12 protein-coding genes are annotated in these 17559 nt (G+C 73.6%); 6 read left to right on the top strand and 6 right to left on the bottom strand.

From position 1 onward, the window contains the following. Positions 1-197 precede the first annotated feature (197 nt). The 3 genes from ACZ45Q_RS21625 to ACZ45Q_RS21615 all read left to right on the top strand — a co-directional run bounded on the left by ACZ45Q_RS21625 (position 198) and on the right by ACZ45Q_RS21615 (position 5257). Entirely contained in the window at positions 198-2489 is a 2292-nt protein-coding gene (locus ACZ45Q_RS21625; RefSeq protein WP_468263719.1) for a DUF1996 domain-containing protein, read from the top strand. 226 nt (positions 2490-2715) lie between these two features. After that, positions 2716-3387 (top strand): lytic polysaccharide monooxygenase auxiliary activity family 9 protein, encoded by a 672-nt coding sequence (locus ACZ45Q_RS21620; protein WP_468263716.1) that lies wholly within the window; start codon positions 2716-2718, stop codon positions 3385-3387. 160 nt (positions 3388-3547) lie between these two features. Then, complete coding sequence (locus ACZ45Q_RS21615) at positions 3548-5257, top strand: tetratricopeptide repeat protein (RefSeq protein WP_468263713.1); 1710 nt, start codon at positions 3548-3550, stop codon at positions 5255-5257. A 22-nt stretch (positions 5258-5279) separates the two neighbouring features. Here the strand turns inward: ACZ45Q_RS21615 and ACZ45Q_RS21610 are convergent, their stop codons facing one another. Next, positions 5280-5732 carry a flavodoxin family protein gene (locus ACZ45Q_RS21610; protein WP_468263710.1) on the bottom strand — a complete coding sequence of 151 codons (453 nt, stop codon included), beginning with the start codon at positions 5730-5732 and terminating at the stop codon, positions 5280-5282. Positions 5733-6050: 318 nt separating this feature from the next. Here ACZ45Q_RS21610 and ACZ45Q_RS21605 point away from each other — a divergent pair, with 318 nt between their 5' ends. After that, positions 6051-6563, top strand: coding sequence for a GNAT family N-acetyltransferase (locus ACZ45Q_RS21605; RefSeq protein ID WP_468263707.1), 513 nt, complete (start codon positions 6051-6053; stop codon positions 6561-6563). 67 nt (positions 6564-6630) lie between these two features. On the opposite strand, the gene ACZ45Q_RS21600 is transcribed toward ACZ45Q_RS21605, so the two are convergent. Then, entirely contained in the window at positions 6631-8226 is a 1596-nt protein-coding gene (locus ACZ45Q_RS21600; protein WP_468263918.1) for an MDR family MFS transporter, read from the bottom strand. A gap of 268 nt (positions 8227-8494) precedes the next feature. Beyond that, on the bottom strand, positions 8495-9184 hold the full coding sequence (locus tag ACZ45Q_RS21595) for a TetR/AcrR family transcriptional regulator (protein WP_468263705.1): 690 nt from the start codon (positions 9182-9184) through the stop codon (positions 8495-8497). Between the two features lie 564 nt (positions 9185-9748). On the opposite strand from ACZ45Q_RS21595, the gene ACZ45Q_RS21590 reads away from it, so the two are divergent. Beyond that, the gene (locus ACZ45Q_RS21590) at positions 9749-12133 is read left to right on the top strand and encodes a phosphoketolase family protein (protein ID WP_468263702.1); all 2385 of its coding nucleotides are present in this window, start codon (positions 9749-9751) and stop codon (positions 12131-12133) included. A gap of 49 nt (positions 12134-12182) precedes the next feature. Further along, positions 12183-14561 (top strand): glycoside hydrolase family 65 protein, encoded by a 2379-nt coding sequence (locus ACZ45Q_RS21585; protein WP_468263700.1) that lies wholly within the window; start codon positions 12183-12185, stop codon positions 14559-14561. A 4-nt stretch (positions 14562-14565) separates the two neighbouring features. Here the strand turns inward: ACZ45Q_RS21585 and ACZ45Q_RS21580 are convergent, their stop codons facing one another. From ACZ45Q_RS21580 to ACZ45Q_RS21570, 3 genes are all read right to left on the bottom strand, one after another. Further along, positions 14566-15021, bottom strand: coding sequence for a hypothetical protein (locus ACZ45Q_RS21580; protein ID WP_468263697.1), 456 nt, complete (start codon positions 15019-15021; stop codon positions 14566-14568). Positions 15022-15302: 281 nt separating this feature from the next. Further along, positions 15303-16169 (bottom strand): DMT family transporter, encoded by an 867-nt coding sequence (locus tag ACZ45Q_RS21575; RefSeq protein WP_468263693.1) that lies wholly within the window; start codon positions 16167-16169, stop codon positions 15303-15305. Between the two features lie 85 nt (positions 16170-16254). Then, a complete protein-coding gene (locus ACZ45Q_RS21570; RefSeq protein ID WP_468263690.1) occupies positions 16255-17511 on the bottom strand; it encodes an MFS transporter in 1257 nt (418 codons plus the stop codon). Between the last annotated feature and the right edge of the window lie 48 nt (positions 17512-17559).

Raw genomic sequence — 17559 nt, 5'->3', positions numbered from 1 at the left:
TGGTCACCGACGTTACAGAACGGCGGGCGCGGTCGGGGACGCCGAGCACGGTCTCGCCGCCGGAACCGGCCGGGCCCGCGCCGGTGACGTGAGAGATTCCTGAGACTTCGTGGGGCGCTTGAACGCACGGCGGTCCGGCCGCGTATGGAGCCGGGGGCACTTCTCTGCCCGAGTACGTCACGACGTAGGAGCACGCCTTGGGACACAACAGGCGCAGACGCCCGACCGGCGCACGGCGCGCGACCTCTGCGGCGGTCGCGCTGATACTGGGTGGCGGCGGTCTGGTCGCCGCCAACGTGTACGCCTCCGCGACCGAGCCCGGCCCGAAACCCGCGGTCCCCCTGGGCGGTTCCGGAGTGGCGGCCACCGTGGACTGCCCGGACCTGAGCACCCGGCTGACCAGCGTGCCGGAGCAGGCCAGGACGGAGGTCGACACCGAACTCGCCCGGCTGGACGAGCAGATCTCCACGGCCTACCGGCAGTTGCAGGAGGCGGCGCGCACGGCGGACGACGGCCGGCTGGACGAGGAGGCCATCCTCGGCCCGCTGCACGAGGACCGCGCCGGGACCATCGAGCGCGTCGCCGCCGCGATCGACCGCGTCGGCGAGCCTCCCGAGGGGCTGGACGCGCTGGCCGAGTGCTCGCTGCGGCGCACGCAGGCCGCACCGTCCGACGGCCAGGACGGCCAGGACGGCCAGGAGGGCCGGGCGGACGGCGGGAGCGACGGCGGCGGTCAGGACGGCGCCGGTGACCGGCAGGCAGACGGGCAGGAGCAGGGCGGCGGGGACCGGCCGGGCGACGGCGGCGGTCAGCAGGGCGGCAACGGCGGGCAGGCGGGCAACGGCCCGGTCGCCGAGGACTTCGTCGACATCGCCGACGTGCGCCCGGACTCCCGGGACCTGCCCAACGGCCTGGCCGCCAACGGCGACAAGGGGTCCAGGGGTTCCTTCGTCACCGAGTGCGGGGTCAACGAGAACAACCTCTTCAACAGCGACAACATCATCGTCGCGCCCGGCGTCGACAACGGCGCCCACCACACGCACGACTACGTCGGCAACCAGGGCAACGACGCCTTCGCCAGCGACGAGGACCTGGCCGCCGCCGACACCTCGTGCCGGAACCAGGGCGACAAGTCGACCTACTACTGGCCGGTGCTCCGGCTCCAGGACGGTACGCAGGAGTTCGACGCGAACGACCTGGGCGGCGGCGCCGAGGGCAACGTCGGCCGGATCCTCAAGGCCAGTCAGGCGGAGCTGAAGTTCGTCGGCAACAAGCGGGGCGACGTCGTCGCGATGCCGAGGTTCCTGCGCATCATCACCGGCGACGCCAAGGCCTTCACCAACGGCCTGAAGAACGCCAACACCTCGTTCAGCTGCACCGGCTTCGAGGACCGTCAGGTCACCGACAAGTACGTGCTCTGCCCCGAGGGCAGCAAGGTGGTCCGCACGTCGAACTTCCAGAGCTGCTGGGACGGACGGAACGTCGACAGCGCCAACCACCGCGACCACGTGGCGTTCGTCCGGCCGGACGGCAGCTGCCCCGACGGCTTCCGGGCCATCCCGCAGCTCCAGGTCCGCCTGGTGTACGACGTGCCGGCCCCGGTGGTCGAGAACGGCCAGGTGCGCAACCCCTACGCCGTGGACGGCTTCCCGGAGCAGCTGCACAAGCCGATCACCGACCACAACGACTTCATCAACGTCATGGACGAGGACCTGATGAACCAGGTGGTCGAGTGCATCAACGGCGGCCGGCAGTGCGGCCCGGACGACGTCGAGCAGCCGGAGCAGCCCGGCGGCGACGGGGGCGGCCAGGACGAACCGGGCGACCCAGGCGACGACGCGGGCCAGGACAACCCCGGCGGCGATGGCGGAGGCCAGGGCGACGACGCCGGCAAGGGCGGTGGCGACGGCGGCCGGCAGAACCCCGGCGACGACGGCAACGGCAACGGCAACGCCGACGACGGCAACGCCGACGACGGCAACGCCGACGACGGCAACGCCGACGACGGCAACGCCGACGACGGCAACGCCGACGACGGCGGCGCACAGCAGAACCCGGGCGACGACGGAGGCAACGCCGACGGGGGTGCCCAGGACGGCCGGGACCGCGGCGGCGAGCAGACCGCCGCACCGCAGGCTCCCGCGCCGGAGGACGGGGACGAGGCCTCGTCGCCCGACGACGCCGGCACCGCCCCCGCCCAGGGCGGCCCGGAACCCCGCGCCGCCACCACGTCCGCGGCCCCGCCGGCCCAGGATGCGCGCGAGGACGCCACACGGAACGGGAACGACGGGAACGCGGCCGGGAACGACGACGGGAACGAGAGGAACGCGGCCGGGAACGACGAGGCCGGCCCGGCACCCGACCCGCAGGCCCAGGGCGGTCTCGCCGAGACGGGCGCGGGCCTGGGCCTCTGGCCGGCGGCGGGCGGAGCGGTACTGGTGGCCGCCGGCTGCCTGCTCCTGATCCGCACCAGGCGCCGCTCCGCATGAGGCGCTGACACACCCCGGACCACGGCGGGCGGGGGCGGCCCCCCACGGGCCCCCGCCCGCCGTCGCCGCGTCGAATCACGTATCGAACGCGCCACACCCGCCCCGGAAGTGGCGCGATCGGACGTTGTCCGTCCGCCTTGCCAGGCGCAACCTGGTCTTTGGGAGCGCTCCCATACGCGCCCGCTTCTCCAGCGGCGCACACGGCACCCCACCGAGAGAAGGCACGATGTATTGTCATGAGCACCTCAGGCGTGCGCGGCGTGGTCTGACACTCGCCCTGACCGCCCTCGCCGCCGTTCTGCTCTCCCTGCTCCCCGGGAGCGGCACCGCCTCCGCGCACGGCTCCGTCGTCGACCCGGCGTCCCGCAACTACGGCTGCTGGCTGCGCTGGGGCGACGACTTCCAGAACCCGGCCATGGCCCAGGAAGACCCCATGTGCTGGCAGGCGTGGCAGGACAACCCCAACGCCATGTGGAACTGGAACGGCCTGTACCGCAACGGCTCCGGCGGCAACTTCGAGGCGGTCGTCCCCGACGGCCAGCTGTGCAGCGGCGGCCGGACCGAGAGCGGCCGGTACAACTCCCTGGACGCCGTGGGCCCGTGGCACACGACGGACGTAGGCGACGACTTCACCGTCCGGCTGTACGACCAGGCGAGCCACGGCGCGGACTACTTCCTGGTCTACGTCACCCGGCAGGGCTTCGACCCCGCGACCGAGCCGCTGACCTGGGACGACCTCGAGCTGGTCACCCGTACCGGCCGCTACGCCCCGAGCCAGGACTACGAGATCCCGGTCAGCACCTCGGGTCTCAGCGGCCGGCACGTCGTGTACACCGTCTGGCAGGCCTCGCACATGGACCAGACGTACTTCCTGTGCAGTGACGTGAACGTCCGCTGACCGCTCCCGCGGCGGCCATCCCCGCACACCCGCACACCTGCACGGCCCGCCGGACGGCGTCACCCGCCCGGCGGGACCGGCGGCGGTACCACGACGGCGCGCCGGGGACCACGGCCGCGCGCCGGGGCCGCGACCGCGTCGCCGGGGTATACAGCCGACCATGGACTACTACGACCTCGGCACCCACCGGCGCCGCGTGACGACCTCGTCGGAGGAGGCGCAGACGTGGTTCGACCGCGGACTGGTGTGGACGTACGCCTTCCATCACGAGGAGGCCGTGCGCTGCTTCGAGGCGGCCGTCGCGGCTGACCCGGACTGCGCCATGGCGCACTGGGGCATCGCCTACGCGCTCGGGCCGAACTACAACAAGCCGTGGGACGCCTTCGACGACCGGGAACTGGCGCGGACCGTCGACCGCACCCACACCGCCGTGGAGCGGGCCCACGAGAAGGCGGCCGGCGCCGATGCCCTGGAGCGTGCCCTGATCGGCGCCCTGCGCGCCCGCTACCCGATGGCGCGGGCGGTGGAGGACTGCTCGGTGTGGAACGAGCCGTACGCCGACGCCATGCGCGCCGTCCACCGGCTCGCCCCCGACGACCTCGACGTCGCGGCCCTCTACGCCGACGCCCTGATGAACCTGACGCCCTGGCAGCTGTGGGACCTGCGCACCGGGCGGCCGGCCGAGGGGGCCCGCACCCTGGAGGCCGAGGCGGTCCTCGACCGGGCGCTGGCCACCGACGCCGGGCGGGCGCACCCGGGCGTACTGCACCTGTACGTCCACCTGATGGAGATGTCGGCCACCCCCGAGGCCGCCCTGCCGGTGGCCGACCTGCTGCGCGGCCTGGTCCCCGACGCCGGCCATCTGCTGCACATGCCGTCGCACCTGGAGGTGCTGTGCGGCGACTACCGGCGCGTGGTGTCGGACAACACCGCCGCGATCGCCGCCGACGAGAAGTACCGCTCCCGGGCCGGGGCGATGAACTTCTACACGCTGTACCGGGCGCACAACCACCACTTCAAGATCTACGGGGCCATGTTCCTCGGCCGCTCGCGGGTCGCCCTGGACGCCGCGGCCGAGCTGGAGGCCGCCGTCCCCGAGGAACTGCTGCGCGTGGAGAGCCCGCCGATGGCCGACTGGCTGGAGGGGTTCCTCGCGATGCGGGTGCACGTGCTGATCCGGTTCGGCCGCTGGGCGGACGTCCTCGCCCTGCCGCTGCCCGCCGACACCCGCCTGTACTGCGTGACGACCGCGATGCTGCACTACGCCCGGGGCGTCGCGCTCTCGGCGACCGGCCGGACCGACGAGGCCGAGAGGGAGCGCCTGCTGTTCCGGGAGGCGGTCGCACGGGTCCCCGGCAGCCGCACCCTGTTCAACAACACCTGCGCCGACATCCTCGCCGTCGCCTCGGCGATGCTCGACGGCGAACTGGAGTACCGCAAGGGTGACCACGAGGCCGCCTTCGCCGCCCTGGAGCGGTCGATCGAGCTGGACGACAACCTTCCGTACGACGAACCCTGGGGCTGGATGCAGCCCACCCGGCACGCCTACGGCGCCCTGCTGCTCGAGCAGGGCAGGGTCGCCGAGGCCGAGGCGGTCTACCGGGCCGACCTCGGCCTGGACGACACCCTCCCGCGCCCCCTCCAGCACCCCGGCAACGTCTGGTCCCTGCACGGGCTGCACGAGTGCCTGGTCCGCCTGGGCAAGGAGGGGGAGGCCCGGATCGTCGCCCAGCAGCTGAGGCTCGCCACGGCGCTGGCGGACGTCCCCGTCTCCGCGTCCTGCTTCTGCCGCCTCGAAACCGCCGGCGGCGGTGACTCCGGAGGCGGCTGCTGCGACTCCGGGGGCGGCTGCTGCGCCCCGGACCACTGACCGCCCGGCGCGCCGTGCGGACTCACTCCGTCAGCCCGGCCGCCAGCGTCGCCCCCAGCTCCCAGCACGCCTCCAGGTCCGCCTTGCCCGGCTCCCCGGTGACCGTCACCGCCGGTGCGGCCCGCCGCCAGCCGAGGCCGGTCGTGACCGACTCGATGCCCCGCACCGCTCCCGTGGTGTCGCTGCCGCCGTGCACGTAGTACCCGAACGGCCGGCCGCGCGTCTCGTCCAGGCAGGGATAGTAGATCTGGTCGAAGAAGTGTTTCAGGGCGCCGGACATGTAGCCGAGGTTGGCCGGGGTGCCCAGCAGCAGGGCGTCGGCCTCCAGCACGTCGGGGACGGTGGCGGCCAGCGCGGCCCGCCGGACCACCCGTACCCCTTCGATCTCCGGTGCCGTCGACCCGGACACCACCGCCTCGAGCAGCGCCTGGCAGTTCGGGGACGGGGTGTGATGCACGATCAGCAAAGTAGCCACCCCCGAAGCCTGCCGCCCGGCACCCGGTGCCCGCAACGCACCGCCGGACGGCGGCGCGGGCGGCGTTCCCCTCCCCGCCGCGGCGTGGGCGGCGCGCCCCCGGCGTCCGGCGGGCTGTAGCCTGGCCGGGTCGGCGTTCGACCGGCGTGGACAGGAGGTGAGGCGGATGACCGCGCGCGAGGCCACCGTTCGCCGTGCCCGGCACTCCCTCACGCTCCGGGCCGTGGCCTGACCGGTCCTGCCCGCCTCGCCGGAGGAGCGAGCCCGCGAGGCGTCCCGCCGCACGAACCCGACCGAGAAACGGAAGCTCTCCCTCTCATGCCTCTCACCTGGACCACGCGCGCCGAGACCGGCGACGACGTCCCCGCGATCCGTGACATCCTCCTCGCCGCCTTCCCCACGGCCGAGGAGGCCGACCTGGTGGACGCGCTGCGCGCCGACCCGGCCGCCTGGATCGACGGCCTGTCCCTGGTCGCCGCGGACGGCACCGGCCGGCCCGTCGCCCACGCCCTGCTCACCCGCTGCCACATCGGCGACAGTCCGGCCCTGTGCCTGGCGCCGTGCGCCGTCCTGCCCGAGCGGCAGCGCGGCGGCGCCGGTTCCGCGGCGATCCGGGCGGCCCTGGAGGCCGCCCGGCGCCGGGGCGAGCACCACGTCGTCGTGCTCGGGCATCCGTCGTACTACCCGCGGTTCGGCTTCTCGCGGGCCTCGGCCCACGGCATCGGCCTGACCATCGACGTCCCGGACGAGGCCCTGATGGCCCTCACCCTCGACGCCGGCCATCCGCTGCCGAGCGGCACGGTCCGCTACGCGGCGCCGTTCGGGATCTGACGGCGCGGGCGGAGCGACCGAGCACAGGAGCAGCGCCGGAAACGGCCCGGGCACGGCCGTCGCGTCGTCAGCCGACGGGAGCGGTGGGTCCGCCGCCCGCCGGTGCACCGGTCTCCGCCCGCGTGCCGTGGCCGGACTCCTCCGCGAGCCGCTCCATGCCGCTGGTGGTCTTCAGCGGCTTCTCCTTGAGGAACACCACGGCGATCAGCGCCAGCACGGCGAACGGCGCGGCGACGAGGAACAGGTCGGCCGTGGCGACCCCGTAGGCGTGCTCGACGATCTCCCGCATCGGCGCGGGGAGAGTGGTCATGTCCGGCACGCTGCCGTGCCCGCCGCCCGAGCCCCCGTCGGCGCCGGCACCGGCGATGCCGGCCTGCCGAAGGCCCTTGGTCATCTCGTCGGCGACCCGGTTGGCGAGGATCGCGCCGAGGACGCTGGTGCCGATGGTGCCGCCCATGCTGCGGAAGAAGGACAGCACGGAGGTCGCGGCGCCCAGCTCGGCGGCGGGCACGTCGTTCTGCGCCGCCAGCACCAGGTTCTGCATCAGCATGCCGACGCCGACGCCGAGCACCGCCATGAACAGGCTGAGCAGCGCGAAGTGGGTGTCCGCGCCGATGGTGGACAGCAGCCCGAGGCCCGCGGTCATGACGACGGCGCCCGCGACCAGGTACCGCTTCCACCTGCCGGTCCTGCTGATCACCTGGCCGGCGACGGTCGAGGACACCAGCAGACCCAGGATCATCGGCAGGCTCATCAGCCCGGCCACGGTCGGGGACTTGCCCAGGGAGACCTGGAAGTACTGGGACAGGAACACCGTTCCGCCGAACATGGCGACACCGACCAGCAGGCTGGCCACGGTCGTCAGGGTCACCGTCCGGTTGCGGAAGATGCCCAGCGGAATGACCGGCTCGGGGGTGCGCGCCTCGACGAACACGGCCGCGATCAGGAGCAGGACGCCGCCGGTGGTGAGCGCGGCGGTCTGCCAGGACGCCCAGTCGAACCGGTTGCCGGCCAGCGAGACCCAGATGAGCAGCGCGCAGACACCGGCGACGATCAGGAACGCGCCGAGCCAGTCGATCCTCACCCGACGGCGGACGGTGGGCAGCTTCAGCGTGCGTTGCAGCAGCACGATGGCGAGCAGCGCGAACGGTACGCCGATGAAGAAGCACCAGCGCCAGCCCAGCCAGGAGGTGTCCACCATGACGCCGCCCACGAGCGGCCCGGCGACGGTGCCCACGGCGAACACGGCGCCGAAGACGCCGGCGTACTTGCCCAGTTCGCGCGGCGGGATGATCGCGGCCATGACGACCTGGGCCAGCGCGGTCAGGCCGCCGGCGCCGATGCCCTGGATCACCCGGCTGAAGATCAGCAGCTCCACGCCGTGCGAGAAGCCCGCGAGAAGCGAGCCGACGACGAACATGCCCAGGGAGAGCTGGAGCAGCAGCTTCTTGTTGTACAGGTCCGACAGCTTGCCCCACAGGGGCACCGTGGCGGTCATCGCCAGCAGCTCCGCGGTCACCACCCAGGTGTACGAGGACTGGCTGGCGCCCAGGTCGGCGATGATCCGGGGCAGCGCGTTGGCCACCACGGTCCCGGCCAGGATCGCGACGAACATGCCGGCCATCAGGCCCGACATGGCCTGGAGTATCTGGCGCCGGGTCATGGAGGTGGGCGGCGCGTCGGCGGGCGCCTTCGATGCGGTCACGACATCTCTTTCGACGGTGGTGATGGGTGGTGACGGGTGGTGGGTGGTGGTGGGCGGTGATCGGTGCGGCTCCGCACGGGGCGTGCTGGGGCGTGCTGGTGTGTGCTGAGCCGCGCTGGTCCGTGCGGAACGGTGACGGCAGGGTCGTGAGCGGACGTCACGGCGGGGGAGTGGTCGCGGGGCCGGGCCGGGGCTCGTGCGGGCGCTTCCGGGCCGGAACCGGCGGCTACGCGGCCGGTTCCGGCAGTCCGGCGGCGAGCAGGGCGAAGACCTCCTGGAACACCTCGGCGAAGGGGCGTTCCTGCTGGCGCGAGCACCAGTGCTCCACGCTGACGCGGACCGCGGCCACCGCGACCCCCGCCAGCAGCCGCGGATACAGGTCCAGGGCCCGGCGCCGCTCCTCGTCCGACCCGGCCGGCGGGCCGTCCGGCGCGGCGGCGGGGCCCGAGCGGACGCGCGCGGCGACTGCCTCGGCCAGTCCGGTCTCGTCCGCCATGTGGGCGCTGAGGCTGCGGGCCAGCAGGTGCGGCGAGGCGCGCAGCACGTCGCCGTGCAGCCGCCACAGCTCGTGCTGCTGCTCGGCCTCCGTCAGCTCCGCCGCGACGGCGTCGCGCACGGCCTCCAGCGGGGAGAGGCCGGCCGGTGCGTCCAGCACGGCCCGGCGCACCCGCGCGCCGGCCTCCGCGTCGGTGAGGACGAAGACGTCGTCGCGGGTGTCGAAGTAGTTGAAGAACGTCCGCACCGACACGCCGGCCGCCGCGCTGATCGCCTCGACGGTGACCTTCTCGACCCCGTGCTCGGCGGCGAGCCGCACCGCGGCCTCGGCGAGCGCCGCACGCGTCGCCCGCTTCTTCCGCTCCCGCAGGCCGCCGCTTCCCGGGGCGCGGCCCTCCGACTTCTCCGCCATAACTTGCATGCTATGCAAACATGCACGCCATGCAAAATCTGCCGGGAGCCGGGAGCCGGGAGCCGGGAGCCGGGAAGCCCCCTATGCCGGAGCCCGGAGCCCGGAGCCCGGAGCCCCCTATGCCGGAGCCGGGAGCCCGGGCGCCGGTGTGCGGATGCCGCGCGCCCGACGCGGACGTCCCGTGAAGCGCTGGTGCACGGCGACATGAAGGAGGCGGGCCGGGGTAGACGGCGCGTCGCAGGGCCGCCGTCGGAGTCGGCGCCGACGGCGGCCCCGCTCACCGTTCCGAGTCACCGGGACGTGGTCCGGTCTCCGTACCGAGGCGGCGGGACCTGGTCCGGTCTCCGTACCGAGGCGGCGGGACATGGCCGGCCTCCGTGCCGGGTCGGCGCGACCTGACCCGGCCTCCCCCTGTGGGCCCGCGCGACGTGACCCGAACGGCTCTGTCGGGTACTCGCCCCGGGCGCGCAGGGTGGTGGGATGTGCAACGGCGGCACCGCGCCGTCGCGGCACGGCACCGCCCGTGCGCCCGCCGAGGGCGCGAGAGCCGTTCCGACCCGGAAGGACCCCCGGATGTCCGTCGACACGCAGCAGGCGCCCGCCGGGCTCACGGACGAGGAGCTCACCACGCTCGACGCCCACTGGCGCGCCGCGAACTACCTCTCCGTCGGCCAGATCTACCTGATGGCCAACCCGCTGCTGACCGAGCCGCTGCGCCCGGAGCACATCAAGCCGCGGCTGCTCGGACACTGGGGCACCTCGCCCGGCCTCAGCCTGGTCCACACCCACCTCAACCGGGTGATCCGCGCCCGCGACCTGAACGCCCTGTGCGTCTGGGGCCCCGGACACGGCGGCCCCGCGGTCCTGGCCAACGCCTGGCTGGAGGGGGCGTACAGCGAGACGTACCCGGACATCACCCGGGACGCGGCCGGGATGGCCCGGCTCTTCCGGCAGTTCTCCTTCCCCGGCGGTGTGCCCAGCCATGTCGCGCCCGAGACGCCGGGCTCCATCCACGAGGGCGGCGAACTCGGCTACTCCCTCGCCCACGCCTACGGCGCCGCCTTCGACCATCCGGACCTGGTCGTCGCCTGCGTCATCGGTGACGGCGAGGCGGAGACCGGACCGCTGGCCGCCTCCTGGCACGGCAACAAGTTCCTCGACCCGGTCCACGACGGGGCGGTCCTGCCGATCCTGCACCTCAACGGCTACAAGATCGCCAACCCGACGGTGCTCGCCCGGCTGCCCGAACCCGAACTGGACGAGTTCCTCCGCGGCCTCGGCCACGACCCCCTCCACGTCACCGGCGACGACCCCGCAGCCGTCCACCGCGCCATGGCCCACGCGATGGACACCGCCCTGGACCGGATCGCCGCCGTCCAGCGGGCCGCCCGCGAGGGCGGCGTCACCGACCGGCCGCGCTGGCCGGTGATCGTGCTGCGCACCCCGAAGGGATGGACCGGCCCCGCCGAGGTCGACGGCCTGCCGGTGGCCGGCACCTGGCGCTCCCACCAGGTCCCCCTCTCCGGCGTCCGCGACAACCCCGAGCACCTGCGGCAGCTCGAGCGGTGGCTGCGCTCGTACCGGCCGCAGGAACTGTTCGACGACCACGGTGCCCCGCGCCCCGAGGTGCTGGCCCGCGTCCCCGAGGGGGACCGCCGCCTGGGCGCCACCCCGTACGCCAACGGCGGGCTGCTGCTGCGCGAGCTGCCGCTGCCGCCGCTGGAGCGGTACGCCGTCCCCGTCGACAAGCCCGGCACCGCCCTGCACGAACCCACCCGCGTCCTCGGCGACCTGCTCCGCGACCTGATGGCGGCCACCGCCGACCGGCGCGACTTCCGCCTGGTCGGGCCCGACGAGACCGCCTCCAACCGCCTCCAGGCCGTCTACGCCGCCAGCGGCAAGGCGTGGCAGGAGCAGCGGCTCCCCGTCGACGAGGACCTCGACCGGCACGGCCGGGTGATGGAGATCCTCTCCGAACACACCTGCCAGGGCTGGCTGGAGGGCTACCTCCTCACCGGCCGGCACGGGCTGTTCTCCTGCTACGAGGCCTTCGTCCACATCGTCGACTCCATGGTCAACCAGCACATCAAATGGCTGCGCGTCTCGCGCCGCCTGCCCTGGCGTGCCCCCATCGCCTCCCTCAACTACCTGCTCACCTCCCACGTCTGGCGTCAGGACCACAACGGCTTCTCCCACCAGGACCCGGGCTTCGTCGACCACATCCTCAACAAGAGCCCCGAGGCCGTCCGGGTCTATCTGCCGCCGGACGCCAACACCCTGCTCTGCGTCGCCGACCACGCCCTGCGCAGCCGGGACCACGTCAACGTGATCGTCGCCGGCAAGCAGCCCTGCTTCGACTGGCTCCCCCTGGACGAGGCACGGGTCCACTGCGCCCGCGGTGCCGGCGTCTGGGACTGGGCCGGCACCGAGGACGGCACCCGGGAACCCGACGTGGTGCTCGCCTGCGCCGGCGACGTCCCCACCCAGGAGGTGCTGGCCGCCGCCCAGCTGATCCGCCGCCACCTGCCGGACCTCGCCGTGCGCGTGGTCAACGTCGTCGACATCGCCCGGCTGCTCCCCGCCGAGGAGCACCCGCACGGCATGACCGACTTCGAGTACGACGGTCTGTTCACCGCCGACCGGCCGGTGATCTTCGCGTACCACGGCTACCCCTGGCTGATCCACCGACTGGCCTACCGGCGCACCGGCCACGCGCACCTGCACGTGCGCGGGTACAAGGAGATCGGCACCACGACCACCCCGTTCGACATGGTCGTCGGCAACGACCTGGACCGCTACCGCCTGGTCATGGACGTCATCGACCGGGTGCCCGGCCTCGCCGTGCGGGCCGCCGCCGTCCGCCAGCGGATGGAGGACACCCGGCTGCGGCACCACGCCCACATCCGCGAGCACGGCGTCGACCTGCCCGAGGTCGCCGACTGGTCGTGGGACGGCTGACCGCCGGCCCCGCGCCCGCCGCACCACCGCGCGAAGGGAACCCATCGCCGTGACCACCACCGCCCCCTGGACCTGGGAATACGACGGATACGACCCCGCCGAGGAGCGGCTCAGGGAGTCGCTGTGCACCCTGGGCAACGGCTACTTCGCCACCCGCGGCGCCCTGCCCGAGTGCACCGCCGACGACGTGCACTACCCGGGCACCTACGTGGCCGGCTGCTACAACCGGCTCACCTCCCAGGTCGCCGGGCGTCGGGTGGAGAACGAGGACATGGTCAACCTCCCCAACTGGCTCCCCCTGCGCTTCCGCCCGGCCGGCGGTGACTGGCTCACCCCGGACGCCGCACCGGTCCTGGCACACCGCCAGATCCTGCACCTGGAGACCGGCCTGCTGGAGCGCACGACCCGCTACCGGCTCGGCGAGCACGGCACCCTGGACGTGCGCCAGCTGCGTATGGTGCACATGGCGGACCCCCATCTGGCCGCCCTGCGCACCGAGTTCGCGGTGGAGGCCGGCACCGTCGACCTGGAGGTGGAGGCGGCACTCGACGGCGGCGTCACCAACTCCGGGGTGCCGCGCTACCGCGACCTCGACGGCCGCCACCTGACCCATGTGCACACCGGCGTCGACGCCCCCGACACGGTGTGGCTGCGGTGCCGCACCACCACCTCCGACATCCGCGTCGGGCTCGCGGCCCGGCTGACCGCCGACGCCCCCGTCGTCTGCGAACACGACCACCTCCGCGCCACCCAGCGCGTCCGGTTGCACCTGACGCCCGACCACACCGCCGTGGTCGACAAGACGGTGGCCCTGCACACCTCACGCGACAAGGCGATCAGCGACCCTCTCCAGGCCGCCCTGGACCGGGCCGGCTCCGCACCCCGCTTCGACGAACTGCTCGACTCCCACCGCACGGCCTGGGGCCAGCTGTGGCGCCGCGCCCAGCTCGAGGTGCCCGGCGAGGCGGGCAGCATCCTGCGCCTGCACCTCTTCCACGTCCTCGAGACCCTCTCCCCGCACACGGCCGACCTGGACGTCGGCGTGCCCGCCCGGGGGCTGCACGGAGAGGCCTACCGGGGCCATGTCTTCTGGGACGAACTCTTCGTCCTGCCCTACCTCAACCTGCACTTCCCCGAGGTGTCCCGGGCCCTGCTGCACTACCGGCACCGCCGCCTGGAACGGGCGACCGCGGCGGCCCGCGCCATCGGCCGCCGCGGGGCGCTCTACCCCTGGCAGAGCGGCAGCGACGGCCGCGAGGAGACCCAGCAGCTCCACCTCAACCCGCACTCCGGCCGCTGGCTGCCCGACCACACCCACCTGCAGCGGCACGTCGGCTCGGCCGTGGCCTACAACGTGTGGCAGTACTGCGAGGCCAGCGGCGACGCGGAGTTCCTGCACACCAAGGGCGCCGAGATGCTGTTGCAGATCGCCCGCTTCTGGGCGGACTCGGCCACCTGGGACGAGCACCTGGGCCGGCACCGCATCCGGGGCGTCGTCGGCCCCGACGAGTACCACGAGGCCTACCCCGGCGCCGCGGAACCCGGCCTGGACGACAACGCCTACACCAACGTCACCGCCGCCTGGGTCCTCGCCCGCACCCTGGAAGTGCTGCGCGCCCTGCCCGAGCCGCGCCGCCGCGAACTCGTCGAACGCACCGCCCTGGACGACGGCGAGCTGGAGCAGTGGGAGGACGTCTCCCGCACCCTGTACATCCCCTTCCACCAGGGCGTGATCAGCCAGTTCGAGGGCTACGGCGACCTGGCCGAGCTGGACTGGCAGGGCTACCGCGAACGGTACGAGGACATCCGGCGCCTGGACCGGGTCCTGGAGGCCGAGGGCGACACGGTCAACCGCTACCAGGCCTCCAAACAGGCCGACGTGCTCATGCTCGGGTACCTGTTCTCGCCCGCCGAACTGCGGTCCCTCTTCGAGCGGCTCGGCTACCGGCTGGACGACGACACCTGGCGGCGCACCGTCGACTACTACCTGGCCCGCACCAGCCACGGCTCCACCCTCAGCGGCCTCGTCCACGGCTGGGTCCTGGCCCGCGCCCGGCGCGCCGAGGCGTGGACGTTCTGCCAGGAGGCCCTCAAGGGCGACGTCGCCGACCTCCAGGGCGGCACCACCGGCGAGGGCATCCATCTCGGCGCCATGGCCGGCACCCTCGACCTGGTCCAGCGCGGACTGACCGGCCTGGAGACCCGGGCCGGCGCCCTCTGGCTGGACCCCGTGCCTCTGCCGGAGCTGTCCTCCTACGGCTTCTCGCTGCGCTACCACGGCCACTGGGGCGTACGGCTGCGGCTGGAGCACGGCCGGCTGGAGATCGCCGTGCCGTCCTCCAACGGGCTGCCGATCGACGTCCGGCTGCCCGACCGCGCGGTCCGCATCCAGCCCGGCGACAGCTGCCGGCTGGCGCTGCCGCAGTGAGGCGTCAGTCCCACAGGGGGTAGGTCACGGTGCGCGGGAAGTCGTCCGGCCTGCCGTCGGTGTAGGTCAGGGTCATCCGCGTGAAGTGCCGCTCGTCCGGGTCCTTCTCCCAGACCGCGGGCCTGTCGAGGCGGACGGTCACCGGATAGGAGCGGAAGGTGCCGGCCGCGCAGTAGGGCTTGCAGTCGTTGACCAGGTTGATCCCGCTGCCCACGGCCGCCCGCGCGTCCCAGCGCGACCACTCCAGCGACTCCAGCCGGCTGTTGCCGTCACCGCAGGCGATCAGGAACGCCTCCGGGCGCACCTGGGCACCCCACGTGCAGTCGACCAGCACGGGCGCGTCCGCCTGCCGGGGGACGGTGCGCTCCGCCGGCGGCGCGGCGGAGGCCGTGCCCAGCGACGCCGCCAGCGCGGCGGCGGCACCGAGGGTGACCGCCGCCCTCATCGCGTGACTGCCCATCTCCGCTCCCTGCCTCGCCGGGTCAGTGCTCCCTATGACGCTACGACCGCGTCCGGGAACCCACCACTCGTACGGAGCAACGCCGCGCGTCGCCGACCTGCCCCCGGCGCCGCGGCGCGCTAGGGTCGATCTCGAACGCACGGCCCTTCGGGGCCGGCGGCCACGCGTCGGTGGTCCAAGGAAAGACACCCCGCTTCCCGCGGGGAGATGCAAGTGCAAGGCTTGCCCGACGCTCCGGGACCAGGGCCCCGGCTCCACCAGTGGAGCCGGGGCCCTCGTCGTCACCGGCCGGGGTGGCGCACGTCGGCCTCGTGCCGGGACAGCGCCAGCACCCCCACGACCACCAGGGCCACGCCGAGCACCTGGGGCAGCAGCCACCACCCGCCGCGGATGTCCTCCTGGTAGATCAGGACACCGAGCACCAGACTGACCGTCGCGTCGCCGAGCGTGAGCGCCGGCTGCGAGGCGACGAGGGGCCCGCCCTGCATGGCGTGCTCCAGGAGCAGCACGGCGGCCACACCGGCCGCGGCGAACGCGTAGGTCTGCCAGGCGGTCAGGAAACCGCCGATCCCGCGCTCGTCGAGGATGTACATGGCGTCCTTCATCAGGGCGGCCGTCAGCGCGTAGCACACCGCCGTGGCCGCGCCGAGGCAGCCGGCGCGGGCCTTGCCGGACGGGCGCCGCAGCCCGGCGGCGGCCAGCAGCAGCGCCGCCCCGGCGCCGGCCGCCAGCACCGGCACCCAGCGGTCCAGCGGCACATGGAAGTCCTCGCCGCTCGGGGAGGCCGCCGCCAGGGCGACGCCGAGGCCGGCCACCACCGCGGCCACGGCCGCCCACAGCCCCAAGGGGAGCCGGTTGCCCGCCATCAGCGAGGCCAGCAGCAGCGCCAGCGGCAGCTCCATCACGAACAGCGGCTGGACGAGGGCGAGCGCGCCGGTGGCCAGGGCCGCGGCCTGCCCCAGCCCGGCGACCACGACGGCCAGCATCCCGGCCAGCCAGACCGGCTGCCGCAGCAGGTCGAGCAGGAGGGACGGGCGAAAGCCCCGGGACTGCGGCACGCCGAGCGCGGCACGCCGCTGCAACACGGTGGCCAGCGCGTTGCTGAACGCGGCGAGCAGGGCGAAGAGGACCGGCAGCACAGCACCCATCCACCGATCCTCACTCCGATCACCGCGCTCCGCCCGGTGGACCGGACCGACGGGCGTAGGCCCGCCGAGCGGAGGTGCCGGAGGGTCAGGCCGCCGGTGCCGCGCCCTCCGGCTCCGGGGGTCGTGCCGGGCGCGGCAGCGTCAGCACGGCCAGGAGACCGAGGACCGCGACGGCGGAGAAGAAGTAGAAGCCCCACGGATGGCCGATCCCGGAGGCGACCAGCGCGCCCGTGATGGACGGGCCGACGATGGAGCCGAGCCGGCCGATGCCCGAGGCCGAGCCGAGTGCGGTGCCGCGCACGGACGCCGGGTAGAAGTTCGTCACGTAGGCGTAGACGAGCACCTGGGCCGAGAAGACGAACACGCCGGTGAGGAAGACGACCGTGTTGAGCATCAGGTCGCTGTCCATCCTGACGCTCAGACAGGCCAGCATGGCCACCGAGACCGCGAACCAGCACAGCGCCGTGCCCTTGATGCCGCGCCGGTCGGCGACCCAGCCGCCCAGCACCAGGCCCACCACGCCGCCGACGTTGAGCACCAGCAGCTGGGTGACGGCCGTGGGCACGGGGTAGCCGGCGTCGTTCATCAGCTTGGGCAGCCAGGTGTTGAGGCCGTACACCAGCAGCAGCCCCATGAAGGAGGCCACCCAGATCCCGATGCCGGCCCGCAGATAGGCCGGTTTGAGCAGTTCGGTGAACGGCAGCCGCTCGGCGTCGTTCTCCCGGGCGCGGACGAACGCCTCGGACTCCGGCAGCTTGAACCACTGGACGACGGCGACGCCGAGACCCACCACGCCGAGGAGGTAGAACAGGATCTCCCAGTCGTCGGTGACCTGGAGCGCCAGCAGCGAGGTGATGACCGCGCCGGTGTGGTAGCCGGTCATGGTCAGCGTGCTGGCGCGGGCCCGGCGCCCGGCCGGCATGTGCTCGGCCATCATCGTGAGCGACACCGGCATGCAGGCGCCCAGGCCGAGGCCGGCGATCAGGCGGAGCGCGGCGAACATCGCGACGGAGCCGGCCAGCGGCACCACGAGGGTGAACACCGAGAACAGCACCACCGACCCGATGAGGAGCCGGCGCCGGCCCAGGCGGTCGGCGAGGGGACCGACGCAGACCGCGCCGATGGCGACGCCGACGAGGGAGAGCGTGGCGATGGTGGTGGCGTCGGCCGCGGTCATGCCGAGGTGCTCGGTCTTGAGCAGGGTCGGGATGATGGCGCCGAGGACCACGAGGTCGTAGCCCTCCAGCAGGACGGTGATCCAGCACAGGATCACCGTCCAGGCGTTGCGTCCGGAAGCGGTGCCGGTCCGCGCCGGCGTGCCGGAGGAGGTGACGGAAGCCATGGTGGCATTCCCCCCAGGGGACGGAAGGGACGGGGAAGGGGGACGGAG

This window comes from Streptomyces sp. NPDC031049 (genome assembly GCF_055571015.1).
Note: the sequence above shows the minus strand (reverse complement) of the source record. Positions and strands in the feature narration are given on the sequence as shown.